The 23,764-nt window shown below is 59.2% G+C and carries 24 protein-coding genes; 9 read left to right on the forward strand and 15 right to left on the reverse strand.

Going from position 1 to position 23,764, the window contains the following annotated elements:
• The 8 genes from BN4575_RS05635 to glpT form a co-directional block, all read right to left on the reverse strand.
• Nucleotides 1–942 (reverse strand): hypothetical protein, encoded by a 942-nt coding sequence (locus tag BN4575_RS05635; protein WP_068977467.1) that lies wholly within the window; start codon nucleotides 940–942, stop codon nucleotides 1–3.
• Between the two features lie 172 nt (nucleotides 943–1,114).
• A complete protein-coding gene (gene hdfR, locus BN4575_RS05640) occupies nucleotides 1,115–1,987 on the reverse strand; it encodes an HTH-type transcriptional regulator HdfR (protein WP_068977468.1) in 873 nt (290 codons plus the stop codon).
• The gene (locus BN4575_RS05645; RefSeq protein ID WP_068977469.1) at nucleotides 1,987–2,364 is read right to left on the reverse strand and encodes a DUF413 domain-containing protein; all 378 of its coding nucleotides are present in this window, start codon (nucleotides 2,362–2,364) and stop codon (nucleotides 1,987–1,989) included. Before BN4575_RS05645 ends, hdfR begins: the two co-directional genes overlap by 1 nt.
• 297 nt (nucleotides 2,365–2,661) lie before the next feature.
• On the reverse strand, nucleotides 2,662–3,144 hold the full coding sequence (gene eco / locus BN4575_RS05650) for a serine protease inhibitor ecotin (RefSeq protein ID WP_042018918.1): 483 nt from the start codon (nucleotides 3,142–3,144) through the stop codon (nucleotides 2,662–2,664).
• 217 nt (nucleotides 3,145–3,361) lie between these two features.
• A complete protein-coding gene (gene glpQ / locus BN4575_RS05655; protein WP_068977470.1) occupies nucleotides 3,362–4,450 on the reverse strand; it encodes a glycerophosphodiester phosphodiesterase in 1,089 nt (362 codons plus the stop codon).
• 106 nt (nucleotides 4,451–4,556) lie between these two features.
• On the reverse strand, nucleotides 4,557–6,044 hold the full coding sequence (glpD, locus tag BN4575_RS05660; protein WP_068977471.1) for a glycerol-3-phosphate dehydrogenase: 1,488 nt from the start codon (nucleotides 6,042–6,044) through the stop codon (nucleotides 4,557–4,559).
• Nucleotides 6,045–6,350: 306 nt separating this feature from the next.
• On the reverse strand, nucleotides 6,351–7,109 hold the full coding sequence (locus tag BN4575_RS05665; protein WP_068977472.1) for a DeoR/GlpR family transcriptional regulator: 759 nt from the start codon (nucleotides 7,107–7,109) through the stop codon (nucleotides 6,351–6,353).
• 102 nt (nucleotides 7,110–7,211) lie between these two features.
• Entirely contained in the window at nucleotides 7,212–8,570 is a 1,359-nt protein-coding gene (gene glpT, locus BN4575_RS05670; protein WP_068977473.1) for a glycerol-3-phosphate transporter, read from the reverse strand.
• A gap of 489 nt (nucleotides 8,571–9,059) precedes the next feature.
• On the opposite strand from glpT, the gene BN4575_RS05675 reads away from it, so the two are divergent.
• From BN4575_RS05675 to BN4575_RS05690, 4 genes are all read left to right on the forward strand, one after another.
• Complete coding sequence (locus tag BN4575_RS05675; protein WP_068977474.1) at nucleotides 9,060–9,911, forward strand: MIP/aquaporin family protein; 852 nt, start codon at nucleotides 9,060–9,062, stop codon at nucleotides 9,909–9,911.
• Between the two features lie 54 nt (nucleotides 9,912–9,965).
• The gene (gene glpK / locus BN4575_RS05680; RefSeq protein WP_068977475.1) at nucleotides 9,966–11,468 is read left to right on the forward strand and encodes a glycerol kinase GlpK; all 1,503 of its coding nucleotides are present in this window, start codon (nucleotides 9,966–9,968) and stop codon (nucleotides 11,466–11,468) included.
• Between the two features lie 229 nt (nucleotides 11,469–11,697).
• Nucleotides 11,698–13,674 carry a methyl-accepting chemotaxis protein gene (locus BN4575_RS05685; RefSeq protein ID WP_068977476.1) on the forward strand — a complete coding sequence of 659 codons (1,977 nt, stop codon included), beginning with the start codon at nucleotides 11,698–11,700 and terminating at the stop codon, nucleotides 13,672–13,674.
• 192 nt (nucleotides 13,675–13,866) lie between these two features.
• Nucleotides 13,867–14,073 carry a hypothetical protein gene (locus BN4575_RS05690; protein WP_068977477.1) on the forward strand — a complete coding sequence of 69 codons (207 nt, stop codon included), beginning with the start codon at nucleotides 13,867–13,869 and terminating at the stop codon, nucleotides 14,071–14,073.
• 171 nt (nucleotides 14,074–14,244) lie between these two features.
• On the opposite strand, the gene BN4575_RS05695 is transcribed toward BN4575_RS05690, so the two are convergent.
• A complete protein-coding gene (locus tag BN4575_RS05695) occupies nucleotides 14,245–15,147 on the reverse strand; it encodes a LysR substrate-binding domain-containing protein (RefSeq protein WP_068977478.1) in 903 nt (300 codons plus the stop codon).
• A 195-nt stretch (nucleotides 15,148–15,342) separates the two neighbouring features.
• Between BN4575_RS05695 and BN4575_RS05700 the strand changes: the two genes are divergently transcribed.
• The 4 genes from BN4575_RS05700 to dkgB all read left to right on the forward strand — a co-directional run bounded on the left by BN4575_RS05700 (nucleotide 15,343) and on the right by dkgB (nucleotide 17,408).
• Nucleotides 15,343–15,738, forward strand: coding sequence for a DUF6404 family protein (locus tag BN4575_RS05700; protein WP_068977479.1), 396 nt, complete (start codon nucleotides 15,343–15,345; stop codon nucleotides 15,736–15,738).
• The gene (locus BN4575_RS05705) at nucleotides 15,725–16,087 is read left to right on the forward strand and encodes a VOC family protein (protein ID WP_068977480.1); all 363 of its coding nucleotides are present in this window, start codon (nucleotides 15,725–15,727) and stop codon (nucleotides 16,085–16,087) included. Before BN4575_RS05700 ends, BN4575_RS05705 begins: the two co-directional genes overlap by 14 nt.
• A gap of 181 nt (nucleotides 16,088–16,268) precedes the next feature.
• Nucleotides 16,269–16,574 carry a putative quinol monooxygenase gene (locus tag BN4575_RS05710; protein ID WP_068977481.1) on the forward strand — a complete coding sequence of 102 codons (306 nt, stop codon included), beginning with the start codon at nucleotides 16,269–16,271 and terminating at the stop codon, nucleotides 16,572–16,574.
• Between the two features lie 30 nt (nucleotides 16,575–16,604).
• Nucleotides 16,605–17,408 carry a 2,5-didehydrogluconate reductase DkgB gene (gene dkgB, locus BN4575_RS05715; RefSeq protein ID WP_068977482.1) on the forward strand — a complete coding sequence of 268 codons (804 nt, stop codon included), beginning with the start codon at nucleotides 16,605–16,607 and terminating at the stop codon, nucleotides 17,406–17,408.
• A gap of 162 nt (nucleotides 17,409–17,570) precedes the next feature.
• Here dkgB and BN4575_RS05720 read toward each other — a convergent pair whose 3' ends face one another.
• The gene (locus BN4575_RS05720) at nucleotides 17,571–18,578 is read right to left on the reverse strand and encodes an HAD family hydrolase (RefSeq protein ID WP_068977483.1); all 1,008 of its coding nucleotides are present in this window, start codon (nucleotides 18,576–18,578) and stop codon (nucleotides 17,571–17,573) included.
• Nucleotides 18,579–18,885: 307 nt separating this feature from the next.
• Here BN4575_RS05720 and BN4575_RS05725 point away from each other — a divergent pair, with 307 nt between their 5' ends.
• Complete coding sequence (locus BN4575_RS05725; protein ID WP_068977484.1) at nucleotides 18,886–20,064, forward strand: MFS transporter; 1,179 nt, start codon at nucleotides 18,886–18,888, stop codon at nucleotides 20,062–20,064.
• A 98-nt stretch (nucleotides 20,065–20,162) separates the two neighbouring features.
• Here the strand turns inward: BN4575_RS05725 and BN4575_RS05730 are convergent, their stop codons facing one another.
• The 5 genes from BN4575_RS05730 to BN4575_RS05750 are packed head-to-tail and all read right to left on the reverse strand — an operon-like array spanning nucleotide 20,163 to nucleotide 23,693.
• On the reverse strand, nucleotides 20,163–20,771 hold the full coding sequence (locus BN4575_RS05730; RefSeq protein WP_068977485.1) for an HvfX family Cu-binding RiPP maturation protein: 609 nt from the start codon (nucleotides 20,769–20,771) through the stop codon (nucleotides 20,163–20,165).
• Between the two features lie 38 nt (nucleotides 20,772–20,809).
• The gene (locus BN4575_RS05735) at nucleotides 20,810–21,574 is read right to left on the reverse strand and encodes an HvfC family peptide modification chaperone (RefSeq protein WP_068977486.1); all 765 of its coding nucleotides are present in this window, start codon (nucleotides 21,572–21,574) and stop codon (nucleotides 20,810–20,812) included.
• Complete coding sequence (locus tag BN4575_RS05740) at nucleotides 21,567–22,424, reverse strand: DUF692 domain-containing protein (RefSeq protein WP_068977487.1); 858 nt, start codon at nucleotides 22,422–22,424, stop codon at nucleotides 21,567–21,569. Before BN4575_RS05740 ends, BN4575_RS05735 begins: the two co-directional genes overlap by 8 nt.
• Complete coding sequence (locus tag BN4575_RS05745) at nucleotides 22,412–22,741, reverse strand: hypothetical protein (RefSeq protein WP_068977488.1); 330 nt, start codon at nucleotides 22,739–22,741, stop codon at nucleotides 22,412–22,414. The genes BN4575_RS05740 and BN4575_RS05745 overlap by 13 nt, the downstream gene beginning before the upstream one ends.
• Nucleotides 22,734–23,693, reverse strand: coding sequence for an MBL fold metallo-hydrolase (locus BN4575_RS05750; protein ID WP_068977489.1), 960 nt, complete (start codon nucleotides 23,691–23,693; stop codon nucleotides 22,734–22,736). Before BN4575_RS05750 ends, BN4575_RS05745 begins: the two co-directional genes overlap by 8 nt.
• Nucleotides 23,694–23,764: the final 71 nt, after the last annotated feature.

Here is a 23,764-nt window from a genome sequence, read left to right on the forward strand (position 1 = left end):
TCAACCAACCGCATGCCAGGCTGGCGCCAATGCGCACACCTCGGCCGACAAGCCACTATTGGACTCAACCAAACCGCTACAAACTGCTAACAATGACTTGGGGATCCGGCTCGGTTCCCAGGGCCGAGGATCCGCCAAGGGCTGGGCATACGCGCTGAGGATGGGTGCCAGATCACGGGGCAACCACCAACTGGCCGGACGGCCGAGCCGCTGGGCCAGCGCCTGCAGTCGATCCACCCCGGCAGGGTCGAGGGCGGTGAGATGGCTCCACAGCACATTGGGCGGCAAGGCGGCCACCACCTGCTGCAAGGCAAGGGGGGCCGTTGAGGGAGCAAACACCAGCAAGGTGCCAGCATCAACGGGAAGCTCGGCAAAGGCGCCAACGCTGTCGGTGGTGATCACCCGCTCGATACTCCCCTCCCCCCACAGGATCTTGCCAAGACTCGCCAGAGTGCGTTCCGGCAGGGCTACCTCCCCCAGCGCCTGTAACCAGGGCGCTGCATCGATCAGAGTACCACCGCTGAAAAAGAGGCTGAACGGCTGGGCGGCGCGCAAGCGCAACAGCTGATCGGCACAGAGCCGAATCCCCTTGTCCTCGAAGTCGATCTGCTCGTTGGGGGAGAAGTTCACATCTGACTTGCGATAGAGCGCAGCCAGCACCCGCTCGTTGACCAGCTCCCCCAGCTGCCAGCCCTGAGCATGCAGCCACTCCTCGGGCTCAGGGGGGGCGGTCGCTATCTCGGCCAGCATCAGCTCGCGGGTGAGATAGCGCCGACCGGCCGGGGTCAGCTCATAGCGATGCTGGCCCACCGCCAGCAGCAGCTGGTTGTCCCTGAGCAAGCCCACCAGCGGCTGCCACTGACGGCCACGGATCACCGCTGGCGCGTGTTCCAGCAACTGCTGCGCCAACGCCCGCCATTCGGGGTGACTAAAGTCGATCAATTGCAATCCATCCCTGTAAACAGCCAATCGGATAAACAGCCTGAAAAGGTACCGTTACCCGCTGATGACGCCAAGCCTTCCGCGCCAATTACGTGACCTTGCTCCCTGCAATTGTGTCCTAACAGAAGAGCCCACCATGGTGGTGGGCTCTTGCTTGATAACGGTGCGACGCTTATTCGATATTGAGCCGCAGCTCGGCATCGTGCCAACCCAGTGGCAGGGTCAACAACTGATCAATCAGCTCCCGCCGATCGGATTTTTCCAGATAGGCGAGATAGAGCGGACGACTCAAGGCGTGGCCACCCTCAACCAGATGAAGCGCCCCCTGCTCGAGGAAGGGACTGACCATCCGCCGGGGCAGATAGGCGGCGCCACCGTTGGCCAGCACGAACTGCAATGCCATGCTGGCGGAGCTGGAGTGCAGCACCGGGGTCTTTTGCAGACTCTGCAGGCGGCTCGGCTGTGGCTCGAAGCTGGTGCCCCAATCGAGGTGGATATGAGGCATCTGCATCAGGTTATCGGCATTGGCCGCCGGATCACGGCTCACCAGCTCGAACACCAGCTCACCAATAGGATGCAGGGCAATCTCGTCAATTTTGGTGGGCTCGGAGAGCAGGGCCAGATCGAGGGAGCGCTCCAGCAACTGGCGGCAGAGGTGTTCGCGAGAGGCCGTTTCCAGCCGCACCGCCAACCCGGGCGCCAGCGCATAGATGTGATTGAGCCAGTCGTTGAAATCGAGCTCCCAGAAAACCGCGGGAGCACCGATGGCCAACTGCTGGCTGAACCCTGGCGAGAGCGCCACATCCTGCTTGGCACGGCCAAGGGTGTGCAAGATGGCATCCGCATAAGGCAACAAACGCTCGCCGGAAGCGGTCAGGCGAATGTTGTTGCGATGACGGGCAAACAGACTGACACCCAATTGCTGCTCGAGCTGGCGGATCCTGAAACTGACCGCCGACTGGGTCAGGTAGAGATTTTCTGCCGCCCTGCCAAAGTGCCGGGTCTTGCTGACCTCGATAAAAGTCCGAAGCAGCTCGGTATCCATTAATCCATGGACTCGTCACTGCTGCGGCCACTGCCGCTACCGCCACCGACATCAAAACTGGCGCCGCCACTGCTCTCTTCGTTGGCACCGCCGACCACGGTACAGAGGCGATGCACCCGCTTGGGACCGATCACCTTGAGGTATTTGAACCATACCTTGGCGTGGGGATTAGTGCCTGCTGCGCCGGATTTGACCTGCTCGACGAAAGCCGTCTCGACATCGTCACGGGCGATCTGCGTGCCCTGATAGAGTGCCAGCATGGCTGAACCATATTTTTCCAGACTGTCCGCTTCGGCCACAGTGAATTCACCACTGCGACGCAGGCCACGGGGAAAATGTTTGAAGTCATTGAAACGCTTGTCTGATTCGAAGCTCATAGTGCTCTTTTTCTGGTTAGTTTGACCTTTGCGGGCAAGTATCATCAGGCCATCGCCGAGTGCAAAATCAATTTTCTCACTATATTAATAAATATCTTTTATCGAAGTCCATTTGCCCCATAGCTTGCGCCGATTTTGTGGCAGAACACACAAAAATCGTTGATAAATAACAGGCTTATGTAAGTTCATCGCCATCCGACACGGCCACTTTCTGGATTTTCAGGTAAAAATAAAGCGCCATACGGCGCTTTATTTATCACATCAGCGATGCCAATGTCATTTCAGGTTCACATGCACTTATTCAATCATGGCCGGTTGTGCCAGGTTATCGGCACGCCACAAACGGTAACGCACGTCATACTCCTGCGGCACATAGATCACGAACGGCAGTTTGGAGTTGTAGTTCACAAAGAAACCCTGACCATAAATCTGGACGAAGGTCTCTTTCTGCTGATTTTCCGGGCACATCATCAGGGTGCTGATGGGATCAGAGATCTTACCCAGTTTCAGGTAGTTGTAGCCCCAGCCTTTCACGCTGTGCTGTTCAAGGTTGCCCGCAAAACGGGGCACGTTGCAATCAACCATCATCTTTTTGCCAACCTGCAGCTCGACCATCATGTCGGCTTCTTTCTCGACTTCAGGCAGGCGGATCACCACACGTTCCTGATTCACGTCAGCGGCTGGGAACATGCTGATATCAAATTTTTTCGGCTCGGCGGCGAAGGCATGGCCACCCAACAACAAGGCGCCCAGCAGGCTAAAACGCAATACGGTTTTCATCTGTACCTCTTGGGGTTGCTTCAACGCCGCTAGACTAACCGCTCTGCCGATTTCATGCCAGCGGTCTGCTAGGTAAAAACTGCGTAAAATGATGCAGATCCGGCACACCATGACGTGATCTGGCTATTTTCTGACAGGGCGCACACTTCAATAACCGGTATGAAAGACAAAAGCGAGACCCATGGGCCTCGCTTTGCATTCAAATGGCGCCTGGCGGTTATTTAGCCGCCCCTTCATGGGCCTTGATGACGGCCACCGCCTTGTCGGGGAAGTCACTGAACACCCCGTCCACATCGGCCTGATAAAGGAAAATATTGAGCAGGTCGGTGAAGTCCCTGGCATAGGCCGGGATCTGCCCCTCATCCTGACGGAAGGTATAGGGGTGAACTTTCAGACCCGCCGCGTGGGCCTCTTTCACCATGCCGGTGAAGACCGGCTTGCCCAAGGTGCCCGGCTCAGTGACGATCATTGGCTTCCAGGGGCCTATCCCTTCGGCATAGCTGGCGATGGTTTTCATCGCTCCCGGCTTGAACATCCAGTCGTAGTTGTAGGGGGTCGCCTTACCCTTGGCGTCATAGACCATGGTCTCGTTCCAGTCGGTCTCGGCCATCAGCTGCACCAGTTTCAGATCCATGCCCATGGTGGGCATCAGCTCGCTGTTGATGCGCTTGAGTTCATCGGCATCGAAGCACTGCAGATAGACCTTGTCATCTTTCCCTGTGTAGCCGTACTCCTTGAGCACCTTCAGCACCGCCTTGGAAATATCCTTGCCCTCGTGACGGAACAACCAGGGGGCCTTGATTTCGGGATAGATGCCGATGTGCTTGCCGGTGCTTTTGTTGAGCCCCTGGATCATCTCGATCTCCTGCTGGAAGGTGTGGATCTTGAAGTCCGACTTCCAGAGCGGGAAGCGGGCCGGATAGACCGGCACCTGCTTGCCATCCACCAGTTGGAACGGCTCGGTCATGCGCAGGGAGCGCACCTCGGCCAGGGTGAAATCCACCACATAGTAACGCCCGTCCGGACGGGCACGACCAGGGAAACGTTCGGCCACATCGGTGATGCCATCGAGGAAGTGATCGTGCATTACCACCAGCTGGTCATCCTTGGTCATCACCAGATCCTGCTCCAGATAGTCGGCCCCCATGCCATAGGCCAGCGCCTTGGACTCCAGGGTATGCTCGGGCAGGTAGCCGGAAGCACCACGGTGGGCGATCACCACCTTGCCTTCATCGGCAGCAAATACGGGTAATGAGAGGGATGCCCCAAGGCTCAAGGCGATGAGGGAAACGGCGAGTTTTTTCATATGTGATGCTCGTTATTATTGTGTGTAGGGAATTGTTCTATCAGAGGTTTATTGCATATTTGCGGTGGATAGCGGTGGGCAGCAGCGCACTACCCACCGTCACTCATCAGCTCGCCTTGCGCAGGGCGTGATGATATTGGTCGAGCCAGATGTTCAGCATCTGCTGCTCTGACTCGTTCAGGCGCAGCCCCAGCTTGCTGCGGCGCCAGAGGATATCGTCCAGTGAACAGGCCCACTCCCGCTCGATGAGATAACGCACTTCCGACTCGTAGAGACCGCCACCAAAGTGAATACCGCGATCCTCTTTCAGCCAGAGACGGGCATGGGCGCCATAGGCTTCGGCAATGCGCAGGGCGCTGCGATCGTCGAGCCAGTCAAACTCCAGCGCAAAGGCGCGAGCCAGCTCGCGCACAGTGCAGTCAAACTCGCCGCCGGGCAGACGGCTGGTCGCAGTCCAGTCATCCCCCATCTGGCTAAACCAGGGTTTGAGCTTGTTGCAGGCGGCCTGAGCCAGCTTGCGATAGGTGGTGAGCTTGCCGCCAAACACCGAGAGCAGCGGCGCACCGTCCGATTCGCCAGAAAGTTCGAGCGTATAGTCGCGGGTCACCGCCTGCGGTGAATCTGACTCGTCATCGCACAACGGACGCACCCCGGCATAGGTCCAGATCACATCTTTCGGGGCGATCTGGCGAGTGAAGTGGGCGTTGACCACCTTGCACAGGTAGGTGATCTCGGCCTCGCTGATCTTCGCTTCCCGCGGGCTGCCGTGATGCTCCACATCGGTGGTGCCAATCAGCGAATAGTCCTGCTGATAAGGGATGACGAAGACGATGCGGTTGTCCTCGTTTTGCAGGATATAGGCCTCTTCGCGCTCATGGATGCGCGGCACTATGATGTGGCTGCCCTTGATCAGGCGAATGCCACGAGGGGATTTCTCTTGCAGACTCTCGTCGTAGAAGGTCTTGACCCAGGGGCCGGCCGCATTGACCAGACCACGGCAGGTGACGGTGAACTGCTCGCCCCCTTCCCGCTCCAGAGTCAGGGTCCAGTGTTTGGAACCGCGCACCGCCTTGATACAGCGGGTGCGGGTCTGCACATCGGCACCCTTGTCACGGGCCATCATGGCATTGAGCACTACCAGCCGGGCGTCGTCGACCCAGGCATCCGAGTATTCAAACCCCTTGTTGATGCCGGCGACCAAGCCATCTTGCGGCAGCAAGCGCACACCGCAGCTCCCCTTGAGCTTGTCGCGCTTGGCCAGATTGTCATACAGGAACAGGCCGGCGCGGATCATCCAGGCTGGACGCAGGTGCGGGCGATGGGGCAGGCGAAAACGCATGGGGCGGGCGATATGCGGCGCCATACCGAGCAGCACCTCACGCTCCGCCAGCGCCTCTTTCACCAGCCGGAATTCGTAATGTTCGAGATAGCGCAAACCACCGTGGATCAGCTTGCTGGAGTTGGACGAGGTGGCAGAGGCGAGATCTTGCGCCTCAAACAGGGCAACCTTGAGGCCCCGTCCTGCCGCATCGGCTGCGATGCCGACCCCATTGATGCCGCCACCGACGACAACCAGATCATAATGTTCGCTCATGTTCACCTACTTTCATTTTTATGATTGCTATAACAGCAATGTTTGATTTCGCTCATTTTAGAACATGAAAATACAACAAACGAACATTTTTTAACGAAAGTGTGATCGCCACAGCCCGCCAGAGGCGGCAAAGGGGGCTCGTCAGGTGAGCAACAGGTGGCGGGCTGAAATCGGCGAGTTAATAGCCAAAAAAACCAGATTGAATACGGGTTTTAGCAATACCCAGAAAGGGATGTAATGAGAGAAACAATAAAGAAAGGAGGCCGCCCGAACGGGCGACCGGCACAGCGCTGGTTCACACCACGATCAGCAGATGTGACAGGCGATCTGGTGTTGCTCCATCAATCGCGTCAGGCTTTCCGGTGGCTCCTGATCGGTAAAGAGGGCGTGGATCTGGTTGAGATTACCCAGATTGACCATGGCGTTACGACCAAACTTGGTGTGGTCGGCAGCCAGAAACACCTGACGGGAGTGGGCAATGATGGCCTGGGCGATCTTCACCTCGTGGTAATCGAAATCGAGCAGGGAGCCGTCGTTGTCGATCCCCGAAATCCCGATGACGCCATAGTCCATGCGAAACTGACCAATAAAGTCACGGGTCGCCTCCCCCACGATGCCACCATCGCGGTTGCGGATCTCGCCACCGGCGATGATCACAGTGAAGTCATCCTTGGCCGTCAGAATGCTGGCCACGTTGAGGTTGTTGGTCACCACCCGCAATTCCCGGTGATCGAGCAGAGCCCGGGCAATGGCTTCGGTGGTGGTGCCAATGTCAATAAAGAGCGATGAACCGTCGGGAATATTGGCCGCCACCTCACGGGCAATGCGCTCTTTCTCCTTGAGTTGCATCACTTTGCGGGCACTGTAGGCGGTATTGACGGTACTCGAATGCAGGGAGGCACCGCCATGATGGCGCCGGATCTTGCTTTGCTCGGCGAGATCGTTCAGATCCCGGCGAATAGTCTGGGGACTGACATCAAAATGGGTCACCAGATCGTCGGTCGAGACAAAGCCCTGCCGCGTCAGGACGTCCAGGATCTCCAGATGTCGTTGGGTTTGCTTCACGCTTGCACTCCGATGATGAAACGAAAAAAGGCCCCGGCAGGTGCGGGGCCTTTTGGCAGTTTACCTGATCCCCTTTGGGATCAATAAGCTGAGGATCACGTTTTATGCCTTACCGGCAGCCGCTTTCTTGGCCGCAACGGCAATATTCTCGTGCTTGAGGGTCATCGCCAGCAGGATGATGGAAACCACGCAAGAGGCGGTCAATACCATGAAGCCACCGTCCCAGCCGAAATGGTCAACGGTATAGCCCAGCATGGCGTTGGCTGCCACAGCGCCCCCCAGATAACCGAACAGACCGGTGAAACCTGCCGCAGTACCGGCTGCTTTCTTCGGTGCCAGCTCAAGGGCATACAGACCAATCAGCATGACCGGACCATAGATCAGGAAGCCGATGGCCACCAGCGCCAGCATATCCACAGTGGGGTTGCCGGCCGGGTTGAGCCAGTAGACCAGCACGGCCACAGTCACCAGTACCATAAACAGGATACCGGCCGGAGCACGGCGGCCCTGGAACATCTTGTCAGAGATCCAGCCACACAGCAGGGTGCCCGGAATACCGGCCCACTCGTAGAGGAAGTAAGCCCAGGAGGAGTTATCAACAGTGAAGTGCTTGGCCTCTTTCAGGTAGGTAGGCGCCCAGTCCAGCACACCGTAACGAATGAGGTAAACGAAGGCGTTGGCAATGGCGATGTACCACAGCAGTTTGTTGTGCAGCACGTACTTGACGAAGATCTCCTTGGCGGAAAACTCCTGCTCGTGGCTCGCGTTGTAATCCTTCGGATAGTCGTCCTTGTACTCTTCGATAGGAGGCAGACCGACCGATTGCGGGGTATCACGCATCACGAAGAAGGCGATCACTGCGATGGCCGCAGCGGCCGCAGCAGGCACATAGAAGGCACTGCGCCAGTCGTTGAACCAGCCCATCCCGAGGATAAACAGCGGACCAATCATGCCGCCACCCACGTTGTGCGCCACGTTCCAGACCGCAACCACTTCGCCACGCTCTTTCTGTGACCACCAGTGCACCATGGTGCGACCGCAAGGTGGCCAGCCCATGCCCTGTGCCCAACCGTTGAGGAACAACAGCACGAACATGATGGCGATGCTGGAGGTTGCCCAGTGCATGGTACCCATCATGAACATGATACCGGCCGACAACAGCAGACCGGCAGAGAGGAAGTAACGGGCGTTGGAACGGTCAGATACGTTGCCCATCAGGAACTTGGACAGACCATAGGCGATAGAGACACCGGAGAGGGCCAGACCCAAATCACCGCGAGAGAATCCCTGCTCGATCAGGTAAGGCATCGCCAGACTGAAGTTTTTCCGTACCAGGTAGTAACCGGCATAACCGAAGAAGATCCCGAAAAACACCTGCCAACGCATGCGCTTGTAGAAGGGATCGACCTTGTCAGCCGGGAGCCTGTCGATGTGCGCCGCAGGCTTGAAGAGACTAAGCATGTTCTGCTTCCTTATTGTTGTTATGGGCGGTTGAGGATGCCCTGATCATAACCACGAACCATGTGAGTCCACTGATTCGTAAGCGAGCCTATTGTGCTCACAAGTGAACATTCAATCTGTGATGAAGGCTCAAATATTGCATTTTTATTACAAATAAAAGCTCCAAGTGAGCAGTTACTCAGCAAGCGCCAGCCCTTATGCCACAAGGGTTTGAGCTACCACCTAAGGGGTATTAACCCTTTTTCAAGTTGCTTTACGTCACATTTCCTTAGCAATGAGTGGGATCTTGTCCACATTTCCTATGGCGGGGGGATGGTGAAATCCGCGAGAAGGGTTATTTTCTGTCACGTCCGATAACGAGCGAAAACGAGCATAACGTTTGCGCTAGCTCGAAAAACAAGAAAAAACGTTTTCGGAATCATTGCTCGGCCTGAAAAACAACAAAACAGAACATCACTTCAACTCTGGGTGGATATAAGGAACAAACGTATGAGCATACAAAGACCCAATACCCTGCTTGGCGAATGCATCGCCGAGTTTATCGGAACCGGCCTGCTGATATTCTTCGGCGTCGGGTGTGTGGCCGCACTGGTGCTGGCAGGCGCCAACTTCGGGCAGTGGGAAATCTCCATTACCTGGGGTCTGGGTGTCGCCATCGCCATCTATGTGACCGGCGGTATTTCAGGTGCCCACCTGAACCCGGCCGTGACCTTGGCGCTGATGACCTTCGCTGGCTTTGACAAGCGCAAGGTAGTGCCCTACATCATCGCCCAGATCGCCGGTGCCTTCTGCTTCGCGGCCCTTGTCTACTTCTTGTATGGTAACCTTTTCACCCAGTGGGAAGTGACCCACAACGTGGTGCGCGGCAGCGTCGAGAGCCTTGGCACCGCCGGGATCTTCTCCACCTACCCCAATCCCCTACTGAACAACATGCAAGCCTTCGCGGTCGAGCTGGTGATCACTGCCGTCCTGATGCTGGGCATCATGGCGCTGGGTGACAACAACAACGGCGCACCCAAAGGTTTCGCTGCCGCCCTGCTGATCGGGATCCTGATCGCGGTGATCGGTGCCTCCCTTGGCCCGTTAACCGGTTTCGCCATGAACCCGGCCCGTGACTTTGGTCCGAAACTGTTCGCGTTCTTTGCTGGCTGGGGTGATGTTGCCCTGACCGGTGGTCGTGACAACCCCTACTTCTGGGTTCCGATCCTTGGCCCCATCGTTGGCGCCCAGATTGGTACCGCTCTGTATGTCAAAGTGCTGGCTCCCTGTGTGCCGGGCAACCGTGTTGCCGCCGCCGAGCAAGCTGCTACCCAAACCGCCAAAGAAGAGGCTGCCGCATAAGAGCGGCCCCCTCCAACGTGTAACAACGTGGAAAATAGAAACGTGGAGAACATCATGTCTGCAGAAAAGAAATATGTCGTCGCTCTGGACCAGGGTACCACCTCTTCCCGCGCCATCGTGTTTGATCAGGATGCCAACATCGTCGGCACCTCCCAGCGCGAATTCACCCAGCACTACCCGAAAGCGGGCTGGGTAGAGCACGACCCGATGGAGATCTGGGCGACCCAATCTTCCGTCTTTACCGAAGTGCTGGCCAAGACCGGCCTGCGCAGCGAAGAGATCGCCGCCATCGGTATCACCAACCAGCGTGAAACCACAGTGGTATGGGAAAAAGCCACCGGCAAGCCCGTCTACAACGCCATCGTCTGGCAGTGCCGCCGCACCGCCGCCATCTGTGAAGAGCTCAAGGCGCGCGGCCTGGAAGAGTACGTGCGCGAAAATACCGGTCTGGTGCTGGATGCTTATTTCTCCGGTACCAAGATCAAATGGATTCTGGATAACGTTGAAGGTGCCCGCGAGAAGGCAATGAACGGCGAGCTGCTGTTCGGCACCATCGACACTTGGCTGGTGTGGAAGATGACCAACGGCGAAGTGCACGTCACTGACCCGACCAACGCCTCCCGTACCATGCTCTACAACATCCGCGACCTGAAGTGGGACGAGAAGATGCTGGACGAGCTGGGCATCCCCATGTCCATGCTGCCAGAGGTCAAACCTTCTTCCGAAGTGTACGGCTACACCACCCGTGGCGGCGGCTCCCGCATCCCCATCGCCGGTATTGCCGGTGACCAGCAATCGGCCCTGTTTGGTCAGCTCTGCTTTGAAAAAGGGATGGCCAAGAACACTTACGGTACCGGCTGCTTCCTGCTGATGAACACTGGCACCGCCCCGGTTCGTTCCAGCCACGGTCTGCTGACCACAGTCGCCATCGGCCCGAAAGGGGAAGTGAACTATGCGCTGGAAGGTGCGGTGTTTATGGGCGGCGCCACCATCCAGTGGCTGCGTGACGAGCTGAAACTCATTCACGATGCCCGCGATACCGACTACTTCGCCTCCAAAGTGGGCGACACCAACGGTGTCTATCTGGTGCCAGCCTTCGTCGGTCTGGGTGCGCCCTACTGGGATCCGTATGCTCGCGGCACCATGGTCGGTCTGACCCGTGGCGCCAACCGTAACCACATCATCCGTGCCGCGCTGGAATCCATCGCCTATCAGAGCCGCGATGTGCTGGATGCAATGCAGCAGGACTCCGGCATCAAGCTGGCCGCGCTGAAGGTAGACGGCGGCGCCGTGGCCAACGACTTCCTGATGCAGTTCCAGTCCGACATGATGCACACCCCGGTGGTACGTCCGACCCGCATCGAAACCACCGCCATGGGCGCCGCCTTCCTGGCCGGTCTGGCGGTTGGCTTCTGGAAGAGCTCTGACGAGTTGCAAGACAAGTTCAGTGTGGATCGCGAGTTCATCCCGCAGATGGATCACGCCGATCGCGACAAGCGCTACCACGGCTGGCAAAAAGCGGTTGAGCGTTCACGCCGCTGGGCTGAAGAGGATTGATCGGGCAACCGACTCCCCTTTGACATACATAACTAATGAGGCCGACAGCGATGTCGGCCTCTCTTTTTGCCTGCGCCCTTGATGTTGTCACTCCCCTTCCCTCGTGCTGATACCGCCACATTTTGCTGCTGCGACCTGTTACCAATCCCCAACGCAACACAATTGACTTATCTATCTATAATCATCTTCTGGGTCGCATATGCGACCTGATTTATGACAGGAGAGGGATATGGAGAGGGCGATACACCGTTTTACACTGCACTCACTCTGGTCGGGGCTCGGGATCCGCACACGGATCCTCTCCGGCGTAGCCATTCTGATGGCCATCGCCATCAGCTGCATCACCTTGATCCTCGAGCAGATCTCCCACACGCAAGCCCAGCAGCGGGTGGAGCGTTATGAGCTGCCAAGCAGTGTGGATCGGATTGCCAACCAGCTAACCGCCCAGCTGATCCAGCACCTGACCGAGGCGCAGGCGCTGGCCAGCAACAGCTTCGTCATTGACTGGCTGGCCCAGGGGATGCCCGAGGCGCAGTGGCCCGAGATGGAGCGCTACTTTCAGGATCTGCAGCGGCGGATCGGCGGCAACGTCTTTATCGCTCCTCGCCAGACCAATACCCTGCTCAACTTCAGCGGCGGCCCTACCGCCCAGAAAGCGCTGAACGGATCAGACCCGAAAGATGAGTGGTTTTACGGCTTTCTCAAACGCAGCAAACCCTATGAGCTGAACCTCGATATCTCCGACTTTGACAAGCGCGCTTCCCTCTATATCAACACCGCCGTCACCCGTGAGGGCAAGACCCTGGCGGTGGCGGGCACCTCCATCGACATGAGCGCCCTGAGCAAGCTCATTAGCAGCTACCGGATCGGCAAGAGCGGGCAGGTCTATCTGGCGGACATGGAGGGCAAGATCGAAATCCACCCCGAGCAAGAGCAGGAAGGAGCCGCCCACCACCAGCAATCCTTCCTCGATACCGTCAAACGGCTCACCCCCAACGCCCGGGATCAAGTGGCCGTGCAAGCACTGACGCTGGAGGGGCAAACCTACCTCATCGCGGTGCGTTACATCCCCACCCTCAACCGGTTGCTGATCGGCGAGATCAATGGCGCCGAGCTGGAAGAGGGGCTGCTCGCTTCCCGCAAGCTCATTATCATGGTATCGCTGGCTATTGGTGGACTGGCGATGCTGGCGTCGGCCTGGCTGGCCCACTCCATCAGTCGCCCCATCCGGCAAGCCGCGGATGGCATGCACCACATCACCGCCGATCGGGATCTGGCGACCCGCCTCGACTTCTCCGACGAGTCGGAATTGGGGCTGATGGCCCAGAGCTTCAACCGGCTGATCCAGAGCCTGAACCAGAGCTTCTCCCGCTTTCAGCAGTCGGGTAGCGCCCTCTCGGCCCAATCCTCGCAATCCCTCCATCAGGCGCAGGCTCTGGCAGGGGAAGCGTGCCAGCAGGCCCAGAGCATTCAGGAGCTGACCAATGTGGTCGCCACCATCGGCAGCAATGCCGAGCAGATCGCCAGCCGCTCTGAAGGGGTCAACGAGGTGACCCGGCGCATAGCCGACCATATGCTCAGCATCGAACAGGATGTGACCCAGAGCGCCGTTCAGCTCGACTCCTTGCGCAGCAGCATCGGCAGCTCCTCTACCCTGCTCGAAGAGGTGGTCAAGGACAGCAACAACATCACCCAGATCATGAACCTCATCCGCGATGTCTCGAACCAGACCAACCTGCTGGCCCTCAATGCGGCCATCGAAGCGGCCCGGGCGGGGGAGATGGGACGGGGCTTTGCGGTCGTCGCCGACGAGGTACGCCAGCTGGCGGTACGCACCCAGACCGCCACCAAGGATGTACAGGATCTTATCTTGCGGCTGCAGGAGGGAACCCGGCAGGCCAGCAGCTCGATGGCGGATTCACGCACCCTGAGCGAAGAGGGATACAACCGGATGAATCAGGCCAGAGAGGTGCTGGTTGATGCCACCAGCCAGATCAACCAGACAGCCTTAGAGATCAACGGGATCAGCGCGCTGGCGCAATCTCAGAATCAGCAGATGGGGCAAGCCAGAACGGCGCTGGATGAGCTGGCCATGGTGGCCGAACACCAGCGGGAACACGCCGAGGAGAGCAATGTCGCCAGTCGCGAACTGTTCGAACTGGCCAAGGCCATCGACGAGCAGATCCGCCAATACCGGATTGGCTAGGCCCGACTCTTCCCCTCTCCCTCTCAATAACCAACACGCCACCTTCCGGTGGCGTTTTCATTTTGCAAATCATTTTGCCTGCGCTCTCGAAACGGGAATGACGAGTAATAGTGCAACCTATTGATAATTAACCTAAAAAAATATGGAACGGCCATTGCTTAGTGATATCAGACTCAACAAAGGGATATCGCCATGAAACCGACCACCGCTCAAAAAGAGACACTGACCCCCCGCGAAGGCACCTTCCTGATGATGGTGGCCCAACTGGTGGTACTCATCAGCATCGTACTGGCGGCCACAGTAGGCGGCCTCTCCTGGCAGTGGACCCTGCTGCTGGCCATTCCACCGGTGATCGGCGGCGCCCTGCTCAGCCGGGTCTGGGGCAAGCTGCCCCGCTAACTCCGCTTCACCTCGCACACCTTCCCGAACCGGCGGCCGACCCTCAAGTCGGCCGTCGGTTTATCCGCCGCTTGGCTGATGCTGATTGGCTACGGCGAATGAGCGACTTGTTCTTCAATTAGCAAACCGCAGCGACGAACCGCTCAAACAAACCGCACAAACCAACCTGTGCTACAGGGTATGGCTGCCCAACTGCTCTTTGAGAAAATCGAGCCAGACCCGCAGCCGGATATCCCGCTGGGCATCGGAGTAGAAGACCGCATTGATGGGGCGCGAGGCACCGCTGTTGCTGCGCGCCAGCACCTCCACCAGCGCCCCGCTCGCCCGATCCGGCCCGGTCATAAAGTCCGACAGACAGACGATCCCCTGCCCCGCTAGCGCCAGCTGGCGCAAGGTTTCGCCGCTGCTGGCACGCAGGCTGGGGGTGATGGCAAAGCGATCCCCCTGCTCGGCACTGAGCAGCGGCCAATGGTTGAGGTGATCGGGATGCAAAAAGCCGAGCAGCTCGTGGCCACTCAGCAGATCTGCCGGTTGGCGCGGGGTACCGCGCTCGCTCAAATAGGCGGGAGAGGCCAGCAGCCGCAGCCGCGACCGGCCCAACGGCAGCGCACGCAAGGAGGAGTCGATCAGCTCGCCGATGCGGATAGCCATGTCCACCCGCCGCTCCATCAGATTGATAAAGCCCTCCGAGCTGTGCAGCTGCAGCTCGATGGCGGGGTAACGGCGGCGAAACTCACCGATGATCGGCACCAGCCGGTGCAGGATAAAGGGAGTGGCCGCATCGACCCGCAATATCCCCTCCGGCTGCTCCCGGCGCATCAGCAGATGTCCCTCCGCCTCGCTCATCTCGGTCAGGATCTTCACCGCCCGCAGATAGAACCAGCTCCCCTCCTCGGTCAAGCTGACCCGGCGGGTAGTTCGATTGAGCAGCATGGTGGAGAGCTTCTCCTCCAGCCGCTTGATGCCACGGCTCACCACCGAGTTATCCATGCCAAGGTTCTCCGCCGCCTGGCGAAAACTGCCCGCCTCCACCACCGCCACAAACAGGGTCAGTTCATCAGAATGGGTCTTCATTGCTGTTATCCGGACAAGAGTAATGGGCCTTTATAGGCGCAGCTGCTCGGGATTGGCAAGTGCGCTGTGGCGCCACCTTTTGTTTTCCACAAAGACATAACGTGACCGCGAGCCCACATCATGCTCACGATTTTTCAGTACAATGCAGCCAGAAAAGTACCGTATGGCACCACTCATTTCATAAGGACGAATACCATGACATTTGAAGAACGGCTGGCCGCCGCCCATCAGGAGCTGGCTAACAAAGGGGTATGGCAGTCCAACTACAATCCCCCCTTGTTCTGGTTGTTGCGCCAACTGGGTTGGTCTGTCAAACCGCCACATTACGAGAGCTGGCTTACCAACTTTCTGGTATTTGGCATCGGCCTTGGACTGATCTGGAGCATACTGTTGTGGTTTTTCAGCTGGCAACCCATGGGAATGGATCTGCTATTTGCTCTACGTCAAACCGCTTTTTTTGCGGGATTAATCGGCCTCATTATGGCCAGTGTCCTCAGGTTACGGCACAAGCAACTTAAACTGACCCCGTGGGAGCAACTTGCTGAGCCCACCGATGCTGATGAGGGAGACGAACTGAATGAAAGCCCATGAAAAACTGCACTATGTGGAGTTTGCAGCGCGGGATCTTTCGGCGACCAAAGCCTTCTTTCAGGCCCTATTTGGCTGGCAATTTGTCGATTACGGCCCCGACTACTGTGCTTTTGCCGATGAGGGGCTGGATGGCGGATTCTATCGGGCGGATCAGTGCAGTCAGACAGCTCAGGGCGGCGCCCTGCTGGTGTTCTACAGCGCAGATATTGAAGCGACCCAAGCCAGGGTGAGCCAACACGGTGGCACCATCAACCGCCCACGATTCGACTTCCCCGGTGGTCGCCGTTTCCACTTCGTTGAGCCCAGTGGCAATGAGTTTGCCGTCTGGTCAGAGCCTTCCCACGCCTGATGATACGGGGCGGTACGCCCGCCCCTTTTCCCTTTTATTTCATGCTCCAGTGGCACTTGCGCCGTGTATTTTTTGCTGCCGGATTGCTGCTCTCCCCTCAATACTGTTTTGCGACCAGCGCACTGTTTCCATCACGTCACGGCATGCATACTGACCCTTCGTTTTTGCCAAGGAGGTTCAGATGTCATCACCCGTGATTGTGATTGCCCAGCTTGAAGCCAAACCCGAATTCGCCGCCCAGTTTCGCGCCACCCTTGAGCCGCTGATTGCGGCCACCTTGCAAGAGGCGGGCTGCCAGCGCTATCAGCTGCACCAAGACTTGGACAATCCACACAGCTGGATGCTCTACGAGGTGTGGGAGAGCGAAGCTGCCCTCACCGCCCATCAGGGCCAGCCCCACTTTACCGAATTTGTTGCCAAGGCCGAGCCCTGGTTTGCCGACAGCACCATTCGCCGCTATCAGCCGCTTTCCATTCAGCCCGTCTAAGGGCCAACCACCACCCCATTGAGGAACGAGATGATCAATATGCCACCCATGGGTCTGGGCACCTTCCGCCTGAAGGGCGAGCCGCTGCTTGCCACCCTGACCAACGGTCTGGAGCTGGGCTATCGCCATATCGATACCGCCCAGATCTATGACAACGAAGCCGAGGTCGGCGCCGTGCTGACCCGCAGCACTGTTGCCCGCCACGAGATCTACCTGACCACCAAGGTGTGGACCAGCGAGTTTGGCCCGGGCAAGGTGATCCCGAGCCTGGAGGTAAGCCTGGAAAAACTGGGCACTGACTATCTGGATCTGGCGCTGATCCATTGGCCCTCCCCCAAGGATGAGGTGCCGATGGTGGTCTATCTGGAGCAGCTGGCTGAGGCCAAGGCCCGTGGCCTGACCCGGGAGATCGGGGTCTCCAACTTCACCGTGGCCCAGCTCAAACAGGCTATCGATATTTTGGGGCCGGGGGCCATCGCCCATCAGCAGATCGAGGTTCATCCGCTGCTGCAAAACCGCAAGGTGGTCGAGTTCTGCAAAGCCCACGGTATCGCCGTCACCGCCTATATGCCGTTCGCCTATGGCAAGGTGCTGAGCGAGCCGCTGCTGATGGAGATTGGCCAGCGCCACGGGGTATCGGCGGCGCAGGTATCGCTGGCCTGGCTGCTGGCGCAGGACATGACAGTGATCCCGAGCTCTACCAAGCGGGAGAATCAGGCCGCCAATCTGGCAGCCCTCGATATCACCTTGAGCAGCGAGGAGATGGCCGCCATCGCCACGCTGGATCGGGGCGAGCGCTGCGCCAATCCCGACTTTGCCCCCGCGTGGGACTGACGCGAAAGGCGTGAGACTAACGCGAAAGAAAGGCTGGCTCGCCAGCAAGCCAAATTAAACAGGGAGAGCATCATGCTCTCCCTGTCTGTTTGTCTTGCTTCACACTCTTCTTGCCCTACTTCACGTTTATCCGGCCGGTTAAGGCCAAACGTAGCCCCGCAATCAGAGCGCGTTCTGGCAGAGGGCGGGATCGAACACCTGATTCCAGTCTGATTCCATATCGACCACCACCCAGCCCCGTGCTTTTGCCTGCGCCAGTCCGTCGATCAGCTTGCCGCTGGCTGGCGGATGGCTGTCGTAGGCATATTCGCGCTTGGCATCGGTGTGGTGCACCAGCAGGCCAAAGGTGTGGTAATCCGGATTGGTCGAGGTGTATTGCAGCATGGGCACGTCGCCATCGCTGTTGCCAAAGGCACCAACCGGGCGCTGCCCCATAAAGAGGTGGATGGCCGCCGGTTTGGCCTTACCGTCATCAAAGAAGGCGCCGTTCATGGTCTTGCGGATCTCGCTGCCCTGCCCGGTCAGGGCAAACTCGCCGAGGGTGAAGGATCCAATCACCTGCTGGGGCGGGATGCCATACATCTGTTCGGACATCACTCGCATAAAGTCGACGCCGCCGCCGGAGACAATCCAGGTCTGGAAGCCATTGTCCCGCAAGTAGTTCAGCAGCTGCTTCATCGGCAGATAACCGAGCTGATCGTAATGGCAGCCAAAGCGGGGTTCCTTGCTGCTGTTGATCCAGCGGCTGACCCGCTCAGCAAACTCGGTGGTGGTCATGTCGCTGTGAGTCAGGGCGACCAGCTTGGCGAGCCCCTTCTCTCCCGATTTGGCCACGGCCTTGAGGTCATTGTTCAGCACTGCCGCGACAATGGGATCGGCCTTCCACTCCGGATGTTCCGGCGCCAGGCGCTTGATCTCGTCCATCGCAAACTGCAGCTGATAGGTCATGGGCGCTTCCGGCCAGAGGGTGCCGTCATTGTCAAACACCACATGGCGCTTCTCTTGGGGAATAAACGTGGCCTGCTGCTGATCGGTGGCATTGGTCACCCAGCGGGTGATCGCCTGTTTGGCCGCCGTGTCATTCCAGGCAGACAGGGGATCGCTCTGACCAGCCTGTACCGCAAAGGCACCGCACAACAGCAAAAGAGAGGAGAGTCGGTTTAATTTCATCATGTTACCTGTCAAACAAGAGACGGCCGTGACACGACCGGTACAAGAGGGATCATCAAAGGCAATCCTATGCGGGCCATCTTGTACTGGAGCTTAAGCGAGTCCCAAAAGGGTTCACAGCCACTCCACTCTGGGATGGCGATCACTGACTAGCGGTCGCACAGAGGGTAACGAGACCCCCTGCGGCTCACCGCCATTGATGCTTATTTATCAAAAGTCATTTGCTGTTACCGTCATTTTTGCCAACAAACTGCCCCTGCATACTGGCGCCATTCTCCCATCGGGAGTCCCTATCCAAGGAGTTGTTATGCCACTGGCGTTATTTGCCCTTACCCTGAGTGCCTTTGCGATAGGCACCACCGAATTTGTGATTGTGGGGCTTATCCCCACCATCGCCCAGCAGCTCAATGTCTCGCTCCCCTCGGCGGGCCTGTTGGTCAGCCTCTATGCCCTTGGCGTAGCCATCGGCGCCCCCGTGCTCACGGCGCTCACCGGCAAGGTGCCGCGCAAGTGGCTGCTGGTGGGGCTGATGGCGCTCTTTACCGCCGGTAACCTGCTGGCCTGGCAGGCCCCCGGTTATGAGAGCCTGATTGTGGCCCGCATCCTCACCGGGCTGGCGCACGGGGTCTTCTTCTCGGTGGGCAGCACCATCGCCACCGGGCTGGTGGCCAAAGAGAAGGCGGCGAGCGCCATCGCCATCATGTTCAGCGGCCTCACCGTGGCGCTGGTGACCGGCGTACCGCTTGGCACCTGGATTGGTCAGGTCTTTGGCTGGCGGGAAACCTTTCTGGTAGTGAGCCTGCTCGGTGTGATCGCCATGGTGGGCAGCCTGCTGCTGATCCCGAGCAACCTGCCCAAGGGGGCGGCCTCGACCATCCGCGAGCAGCTCTCGGTACTGACCAACAAGCCGCTGCTGCTGGTCTATGCCAAAACCGCCCTCGGTTACGGCGGCGCCTTCACGGCCTTCACCTTCCTCGCCCCCATCCTGCAGCAGGTGAGCGGCTTTAGCGCCGGTGCGGTGAGCCTGATCCTGCTGGTCTACGGGGTATCGGTCGCCGTCGGCAATATCTGGGGTGGCAAGCTGGCCGACAAGATGGGCCCTCTACCCGCCCTCAAGCTGCTGTTTGCCGGTCTGGCGCTGGTGCTGCTGGCCCTCACCTTCACCGCACCCCATCCGGTGCTGGCGGTACTGACCGTGCTGGTATGGGGCGCCTTTGCCTTCGGCAACGTGCCGGGCCTGCAAGTGCTGGTGGTGCAGCAGGCCGAGCGTCACACCCCCAAGGCGGTGGATGTGGCATCGGGCCTCAATATCGCCGCCTTCAACGTCGGCATTGCGCTGGGATCGATCGTCGGTGGTCTGGTGGTGGAGCACCTTGGCCTGATCCACACTCCCTGGATCGGCGCCCTTATCGTGCTGCTGGCCTATGGGTTGACCCATGTCAGCGAGCGGCGCGAAGCCGTCCGGCTCGCCGCCTGTCAGGCATAAGCAGCGCCAGCAGGCCGCACTCCCCCTCCCTTCATCAAATAAAAACGAGCGGCTTATGCCGCTCGTCTCTTTTCACGCTCTGTTATTTTTGTTGGTTGTTATGCCGTGCGAGAAACCACGTCCCCCTTGTTCACTGCCCGCTTGAGCCAGTAGTCGAGACTGACGTAGCGACCTCCGCCGTAAACCAGCAGCACCAGCAGCATCACGAAGTAGGTGGCGGCAAACTCCATCCCGTTGTTGAGCATCACGGGATCCCCCAGCTCAGTGATGTAGTTGTAGCGACCGGGGAAGTTGGCGGCCAGCCACTCGATAAAGCCGTTGAGGCGCACTGTGGCCTCCATGCTGCCGGTGGCGATGGCGTCCCAACCGTGCTTCCAGTGCACCATGGCGCTTGCCACGCTCATCAGGAAGATGGTGGGAATGGCCATGATGCGGGTAAAGAGGCCAAGGGCGATGCAGATGCAGCCCAGCACCTCGGTGCCCGCCGCCAGAAAGGCGAGCAGAGTCGGGAACGGCAGGTTGAGCCCCCCTTCCGAGAGCGGCGCACCAAACCAGGCGGCGGTACCGGCAAAGCCCACCACCTTGGAGTGGGCCCCCACATAGATGACCGGAATCAGATAGAGGCGAATGGCCAGCAGGGCCAGAAAATCGAGCCGCTTGCACTGGGCTACCGCCCGCTCGTACCACTGGATCAGGGTGTTGTTCATGGGAATTCTCCTTGGTGTTTGTTAAATGAGGGCCTACGTCAGGGCATAGGGGCGCCAGACTGGCGCTCACCAACGGGCAGCGTCAGCAGACCCAGCCGGTGAAAATGGCGCGCCCACTCGGTCAGATCAAAGTCGCTGCGAACCTGTTGAACCTGTTGCTGGAACGCCGCTCGGGTGATCCCCGGCTGCTGTTGCAGCAATTGGATCAGCGCCACGTCCCATTCGCGCAACCGCTGGGTCACCACCTGATGATCCGGGCTGCGAAACAGGCCATAGCAGTGGTTGCCCTGCCGGGTCGGCACCACGCCGCTGCGATGGATGGCAAAGGGGAGTTCAAGCAGTTGCAGGGTGGGATTGAGACCGAGCGGACTCTCCGCCGTCACCTCCTCCCCCGGCACCACTGGCGGCACCACCCCTTGGTCAATTTCGACACAGAGGCAGGCCCACTCGTACTCCAGCAGCGCCAGCCGCTGCTTGGGCCAGTTGAGGGTGCCCTCGCCGTGGCGATGCTGCACATAGCGGACAAACTCGGTGGCAATATGGTGAAACTCGGGGGCCTCGGCGCCGTGCGCGATGACAAAGCCCTCCACCAGCTGCCCTCTGTCCACCGGCGCCCAGTGGCCGTGGGTGAGCACAAAGGCGCTCTCCAGCACCGATGCCACATTGGCACGCACGCTGCGGGCATAGTGACTGGCGATGCCATCCTGCGGCAGCCGCACCCGGCTTGCCAGCCAGGCGGTCTGCTGCTGCATCCGCTGCGGGGCCGCTTTGGCCGCGCTAATTAGTGATAACCGTCTATCCATAGCGCACCTCCCGCACCTGATGGTCGAGCGCTTCGCAACAGGCGCCATGCACCCACGCCAGCTCGGCCTCCAACTCAGGCAACGACGGCAGATGGTGATCCCGCTCCAGCAGCAGGGGGCGCAGGCCATGGGTCTGCACCGTATAACGGGCCAGCGCCACCACCTCCTCGCACACCGGTTTGCCATGGGTATCCAGTAAAGTGCCGTCTGCCTCTTCCAGATGGCCGGCGATATGGAAATAGCGGATCGCATTGCCCGGCAACCCGGCGATCATCCGCTTGGGGCAGTAACCGTGGTTGCGGCTGTTCACAAAAACGTTGTTGATATCGAGCAGCAGCTCGCAACCGCTGCGCGCCACCAGCTCGGCGAGAAAACCCTCCTCCGGCATCTCGTGGTCATAGCCGTGGTAGTAGGAGATATTTTCCAGCACCAGCGGGCGGGCCAGCGCCTCCTGCACCTGCTCGATCCGCTCGGCCAGATAGGGGATGTTCTCCCACTGCCGTGGCACCGGTAAGAGCTCGTAGAGATAACCCTTGTCATCACGGGAAAAGCTCAGGTGCTCGCTGTAAATCTCGATGCCGAACTCGTCCAGAAAGGTGCGGATCTGGCCAAGCAGGGTGCGATTAAGGGGCTGACAATCGCCGTGGGAGAGGCTGAGCCCGTGGGCCACCAGCGGATAACGCTCGGCCAGCTGATGCAGCTGCGCCCGCTTGGCGCCGCCGATGGCCATCCAGTTTTCCGGTGCCAGCTCGAGAAAGTCGATGCCGGAGCAGATGGGGCCGGAGCAGAGCGCATCCAGATGCTCTTGGCGCAGCCCAATCCCCCGACTGCGGGAGCTTATTGGCCGCATACCCCCTCCGTCATCTTGCTGCCCTTACTGGATCTGTCGCCATCAATTCCCTGCTCCGCCACACCGCACTTGCCGTCACGGGCGCGCACCAATCGACCTTGCGGATCGCTCTCTAAAGCCTGCTTTTCGAAGCGTTTCTCGGTGCCGCACTTGCCCGCCGCGCACTTGCCGCCGTGCTGTTCGCTGGTGGCGGCCTTGACCGGCGCATCGCTCGGGGTGGCCGCCAGCGCCAGCCCCGGGGTCAGGGCAATCAGGCTGGTCATGGCGATGGAGAGGGTCAGTTTGCCGGTGGTTTTGTTGCTGCTTGAGTTACTCATGAGCGGACTCCTTGACGGATGAAACGGGGTAGCTGGAGAGATCCCGGGCAGCCACGATCTGGCCGTGGAACTGCTGTTTGACGATGGCCATCGCCTCTTTCTTGTGATTGAGGCCAACCCCCATCCAGTGGCTCAGCACCAGCAGCTTGGGGTTCACCTCGGCGGCAATCTTGGCCACCACAGACGGCTTGGCGTGGAGCGAGGCGGAGACCGGGTCGGCCGCTTCGTGGATGGCGAGCGGCATCACCAGAATGTCGGCCCCCTTGGCAAACGGCACAAAGGCCGGGTTGCTGCCGTTCTGATCTGCCGAGATGACGATGGTCCCCTCGGCGCTCTCGATGCGATAGGCCAGGCAGGGCACGTCACCGTGGGGGATGCCAAGCGCGGTGATGGTCAGCCCATCCTGCTGATAGACAGTGTGGGGCTGGGGTGTCTGGTAGGGCACATCGTGCAAGGTGATGGGGAAGAGGCCATCGCTGCCATCCTTGAAACCGCTCAGGTAGGCATAGGCTCCCTTCTCCTTGTTGAAGAGGGCATCAAAGTAGCCGCTCATGCTGGGGAAGGCCGACCCCGCCTCGGGCCCCGCCAAATCCAGCGGATCGCTGCGTTCGAAGAAGTAGGCCCCCTTGAGCAGGGCGGGCAGGTCGGTCACATGGTCAGTGTGAAAGTGGCTGATGCCGATGAAATCGACCTCTTCGAGCTTGGCCCCTGCCTGGCCGAAGCGCAGGTAGACGCCGCCACCGGCATCGATCAGGATGCGGGATTTCCCCTTCCACCAGATCACCTCACTGGAGGAGGCGCGCAGATCGTCGGAGATGGGGCCACCACTGCCGAGCACCTGCAGGGTGAAGGTTTTATCCAGTGGCGTCAGTTGTACCGGTTCGGCACAGGCCGGGGCGACGGTCAGCGCGCACCCGATGGCCAGCGCCACCGCTTTCAATCTTTGTTTCATCACAATTACCTGTCGGTTGGTTGTCGGTTGAAAGTGTGTCGTTTGTATCGTTTACAGGGGGAGAGGGGCCG

The sequence above is a fragment of the Aeromonas sp. EERV15 genome (genome assembly GCF_900079845.1).
GTDB lineage: Bacteria > Pseudomonadota > Gammaproteobacteria > Enterobacterales > Aeromonadaceae > Aeromonas > Aeromonas sobria.

What these genes read in the sequence shown, in the direction of transcription:
- hdfR (WP_068977468.1), bottom strand. Translation starts at nt 1,987, where the DNA reads ATGGATACCGAGCTGCTTCGGACTTTTATCGAGGTCAGCAAGACCCGG.
- BN4575_RS05645 (WP_068977469.1), bottom strand. Translation starts at nt 2,364, where the DNA reads ATGAGCTTCGAATCAGACAAGCGTTTCAATGACTTCAAACATTTTCCC.
- eco (WP_042018918.1), bottom strand. Translation starts at nt 3,144, where the DNA reads ATGAAAACCGTATTGCGTTTTAGCCTGCTGGGCGCCTTGTTGTTGGGT.
- glpQ (WP_068977470.1), bottom strand. Translation starts at nt 4,450, where the DNA reads ATGAAAAAACTCGCCGTTTCCCTCATCGCCTTGAGCCTTGGGGCATCC.
- glpD (WP_068977471.1), bottom strand. Translation starts at nt 6,044, where the DNA reads ATGAGCGAACATTATGATCTGGTTGTCGTCGGTGGCGGCATCAATGGG.
- glpT (WP_068977473.1), bottom strand. Translation starts at nt 8,570, where the DNA reads ATGCTTAGTCTCTTCAAGCCTGCGGCGCACATCGACAGGCTCCCGGCT.
- BN4575_RS05675 (WP_068977474.1), top strand. Translation starts at nt 9,060, where the DNA reads ATGAGCATACAAAGACCCAATACCCTGCTTGGCGAATGCATCGCCGAG.
- glpK (WP_068977475.1), top strand. Translation starts at nt 9,966, where the DNA reads ATGTCTGCAGAAAAGAAATATGTCGTCGCTCTGGACCAGGGTACCACC.
- BN4575_RS05685 (WP_068977476.1), top strand. Translation starts at nt 11,698, where the DNA reads ATGGAGAGGGCGATACACCGTTTTACACTGCACTCACTCTGGTCGGGG.
- BN4575_RS05690 (WP_068977477.1), top strand. Translation starts at nt 13,867, where the DNA reads ATGAAACCGACCACCGCTCAAAAAGAGACACTGACCCCCCGCGAAGGC.
- BN4575_RS05695 (WP_068977478.1), bottom strand. Translation starts at nt 15,147, where the DNA reads ATGAAGACCCATTCTGATGAACTGACCCTGTTTGTGGCGGTGGTGGAG.
- BN4575_RS05700 (WP_068977479.1), top strand. Translation starts at nt 15,343, where the DNA reads ATGACATTTGAAGAACGGCTGGCCGCCGCCCATCAGGAGCTGGCTAAC.
- BN4575_RS05705 (WP_068977480.1), top strand. Translation starts at nt 15,725, where the DNA reads ATGAAAGCCCATGAAAAACTGCACTATGTGGAGTTTGCAGCGCGGGAT.
- BN4575_RS05710 (WP_068977481.1), top strand. Translation starts at nt 16,269, where the DNA reads ATGTCATCACCCGTGATTGTGATTGCCCAGCTTGAAGCCAAACCCGAA.
- dkgB (WP_068977482.1), top strand. Translation starts at nt 16,605, where the DNA reads ATGATCAATATGCCACCCATGGGTCTGGGCACCTTCCGCCTGAAGGGC.
- BN4575_RS05720 (WP_068977483.1), bottom strand. Translation starts at nt 18,578, where the DNA reads ATGAAATTAAACCGACTCTCCTCTCTTTTGCTGTTGTGCGGTGCCTTT.
- BN4575_RS05725 (WP_068977484.1), top strand. Translation starts at nt 18,886, where the DNA reads ATGCCACTGGCGTTATTTGCCCTTACCCTGAGTGCCTTTGCGATAGGC.
- BN4575_RS05730 (WP_068977485.1), bottom strand. Translation starts at nt 20,771, where the DNA reads ATGAACAACACCCTGATCCAGTGGTACGAGCGGGCGGTAGCCCAGTGC.
- BN4575_RS05735 (WP_068977486.1), bottom strand. Translation starts at nt 21,574, where the DNA reads ATGGATAGACGGTTATCACTAATTAGCGCGGCCAAAGCGGCCCCGCAG.
- BN4575_RS05740 (WP_068977487.1), bottom strand. Translation starts at nt 22,424, where the DNA reads ATGCGGCCAATAAGCTCCCGCAGTCGGGGGATTGGGCTGCGCCAAGAG.
- BN4575_RS05745 (WP_068977488.1), bottom strand. Translation starts at nt 22,741, where the DNA reads ATGAGTAACTCAAGCAGCAACAAAACCACCGGCAAACTGACCCTCTCC.
- BN4575_RS05750 (WP_068977489.1), bottom strand. Translation starts at nt 23,693, where the DNA reads ATGAAACAAAGATTGAAAGCGGTGGCGCTGGCCATCGGGTGCGCGCTG.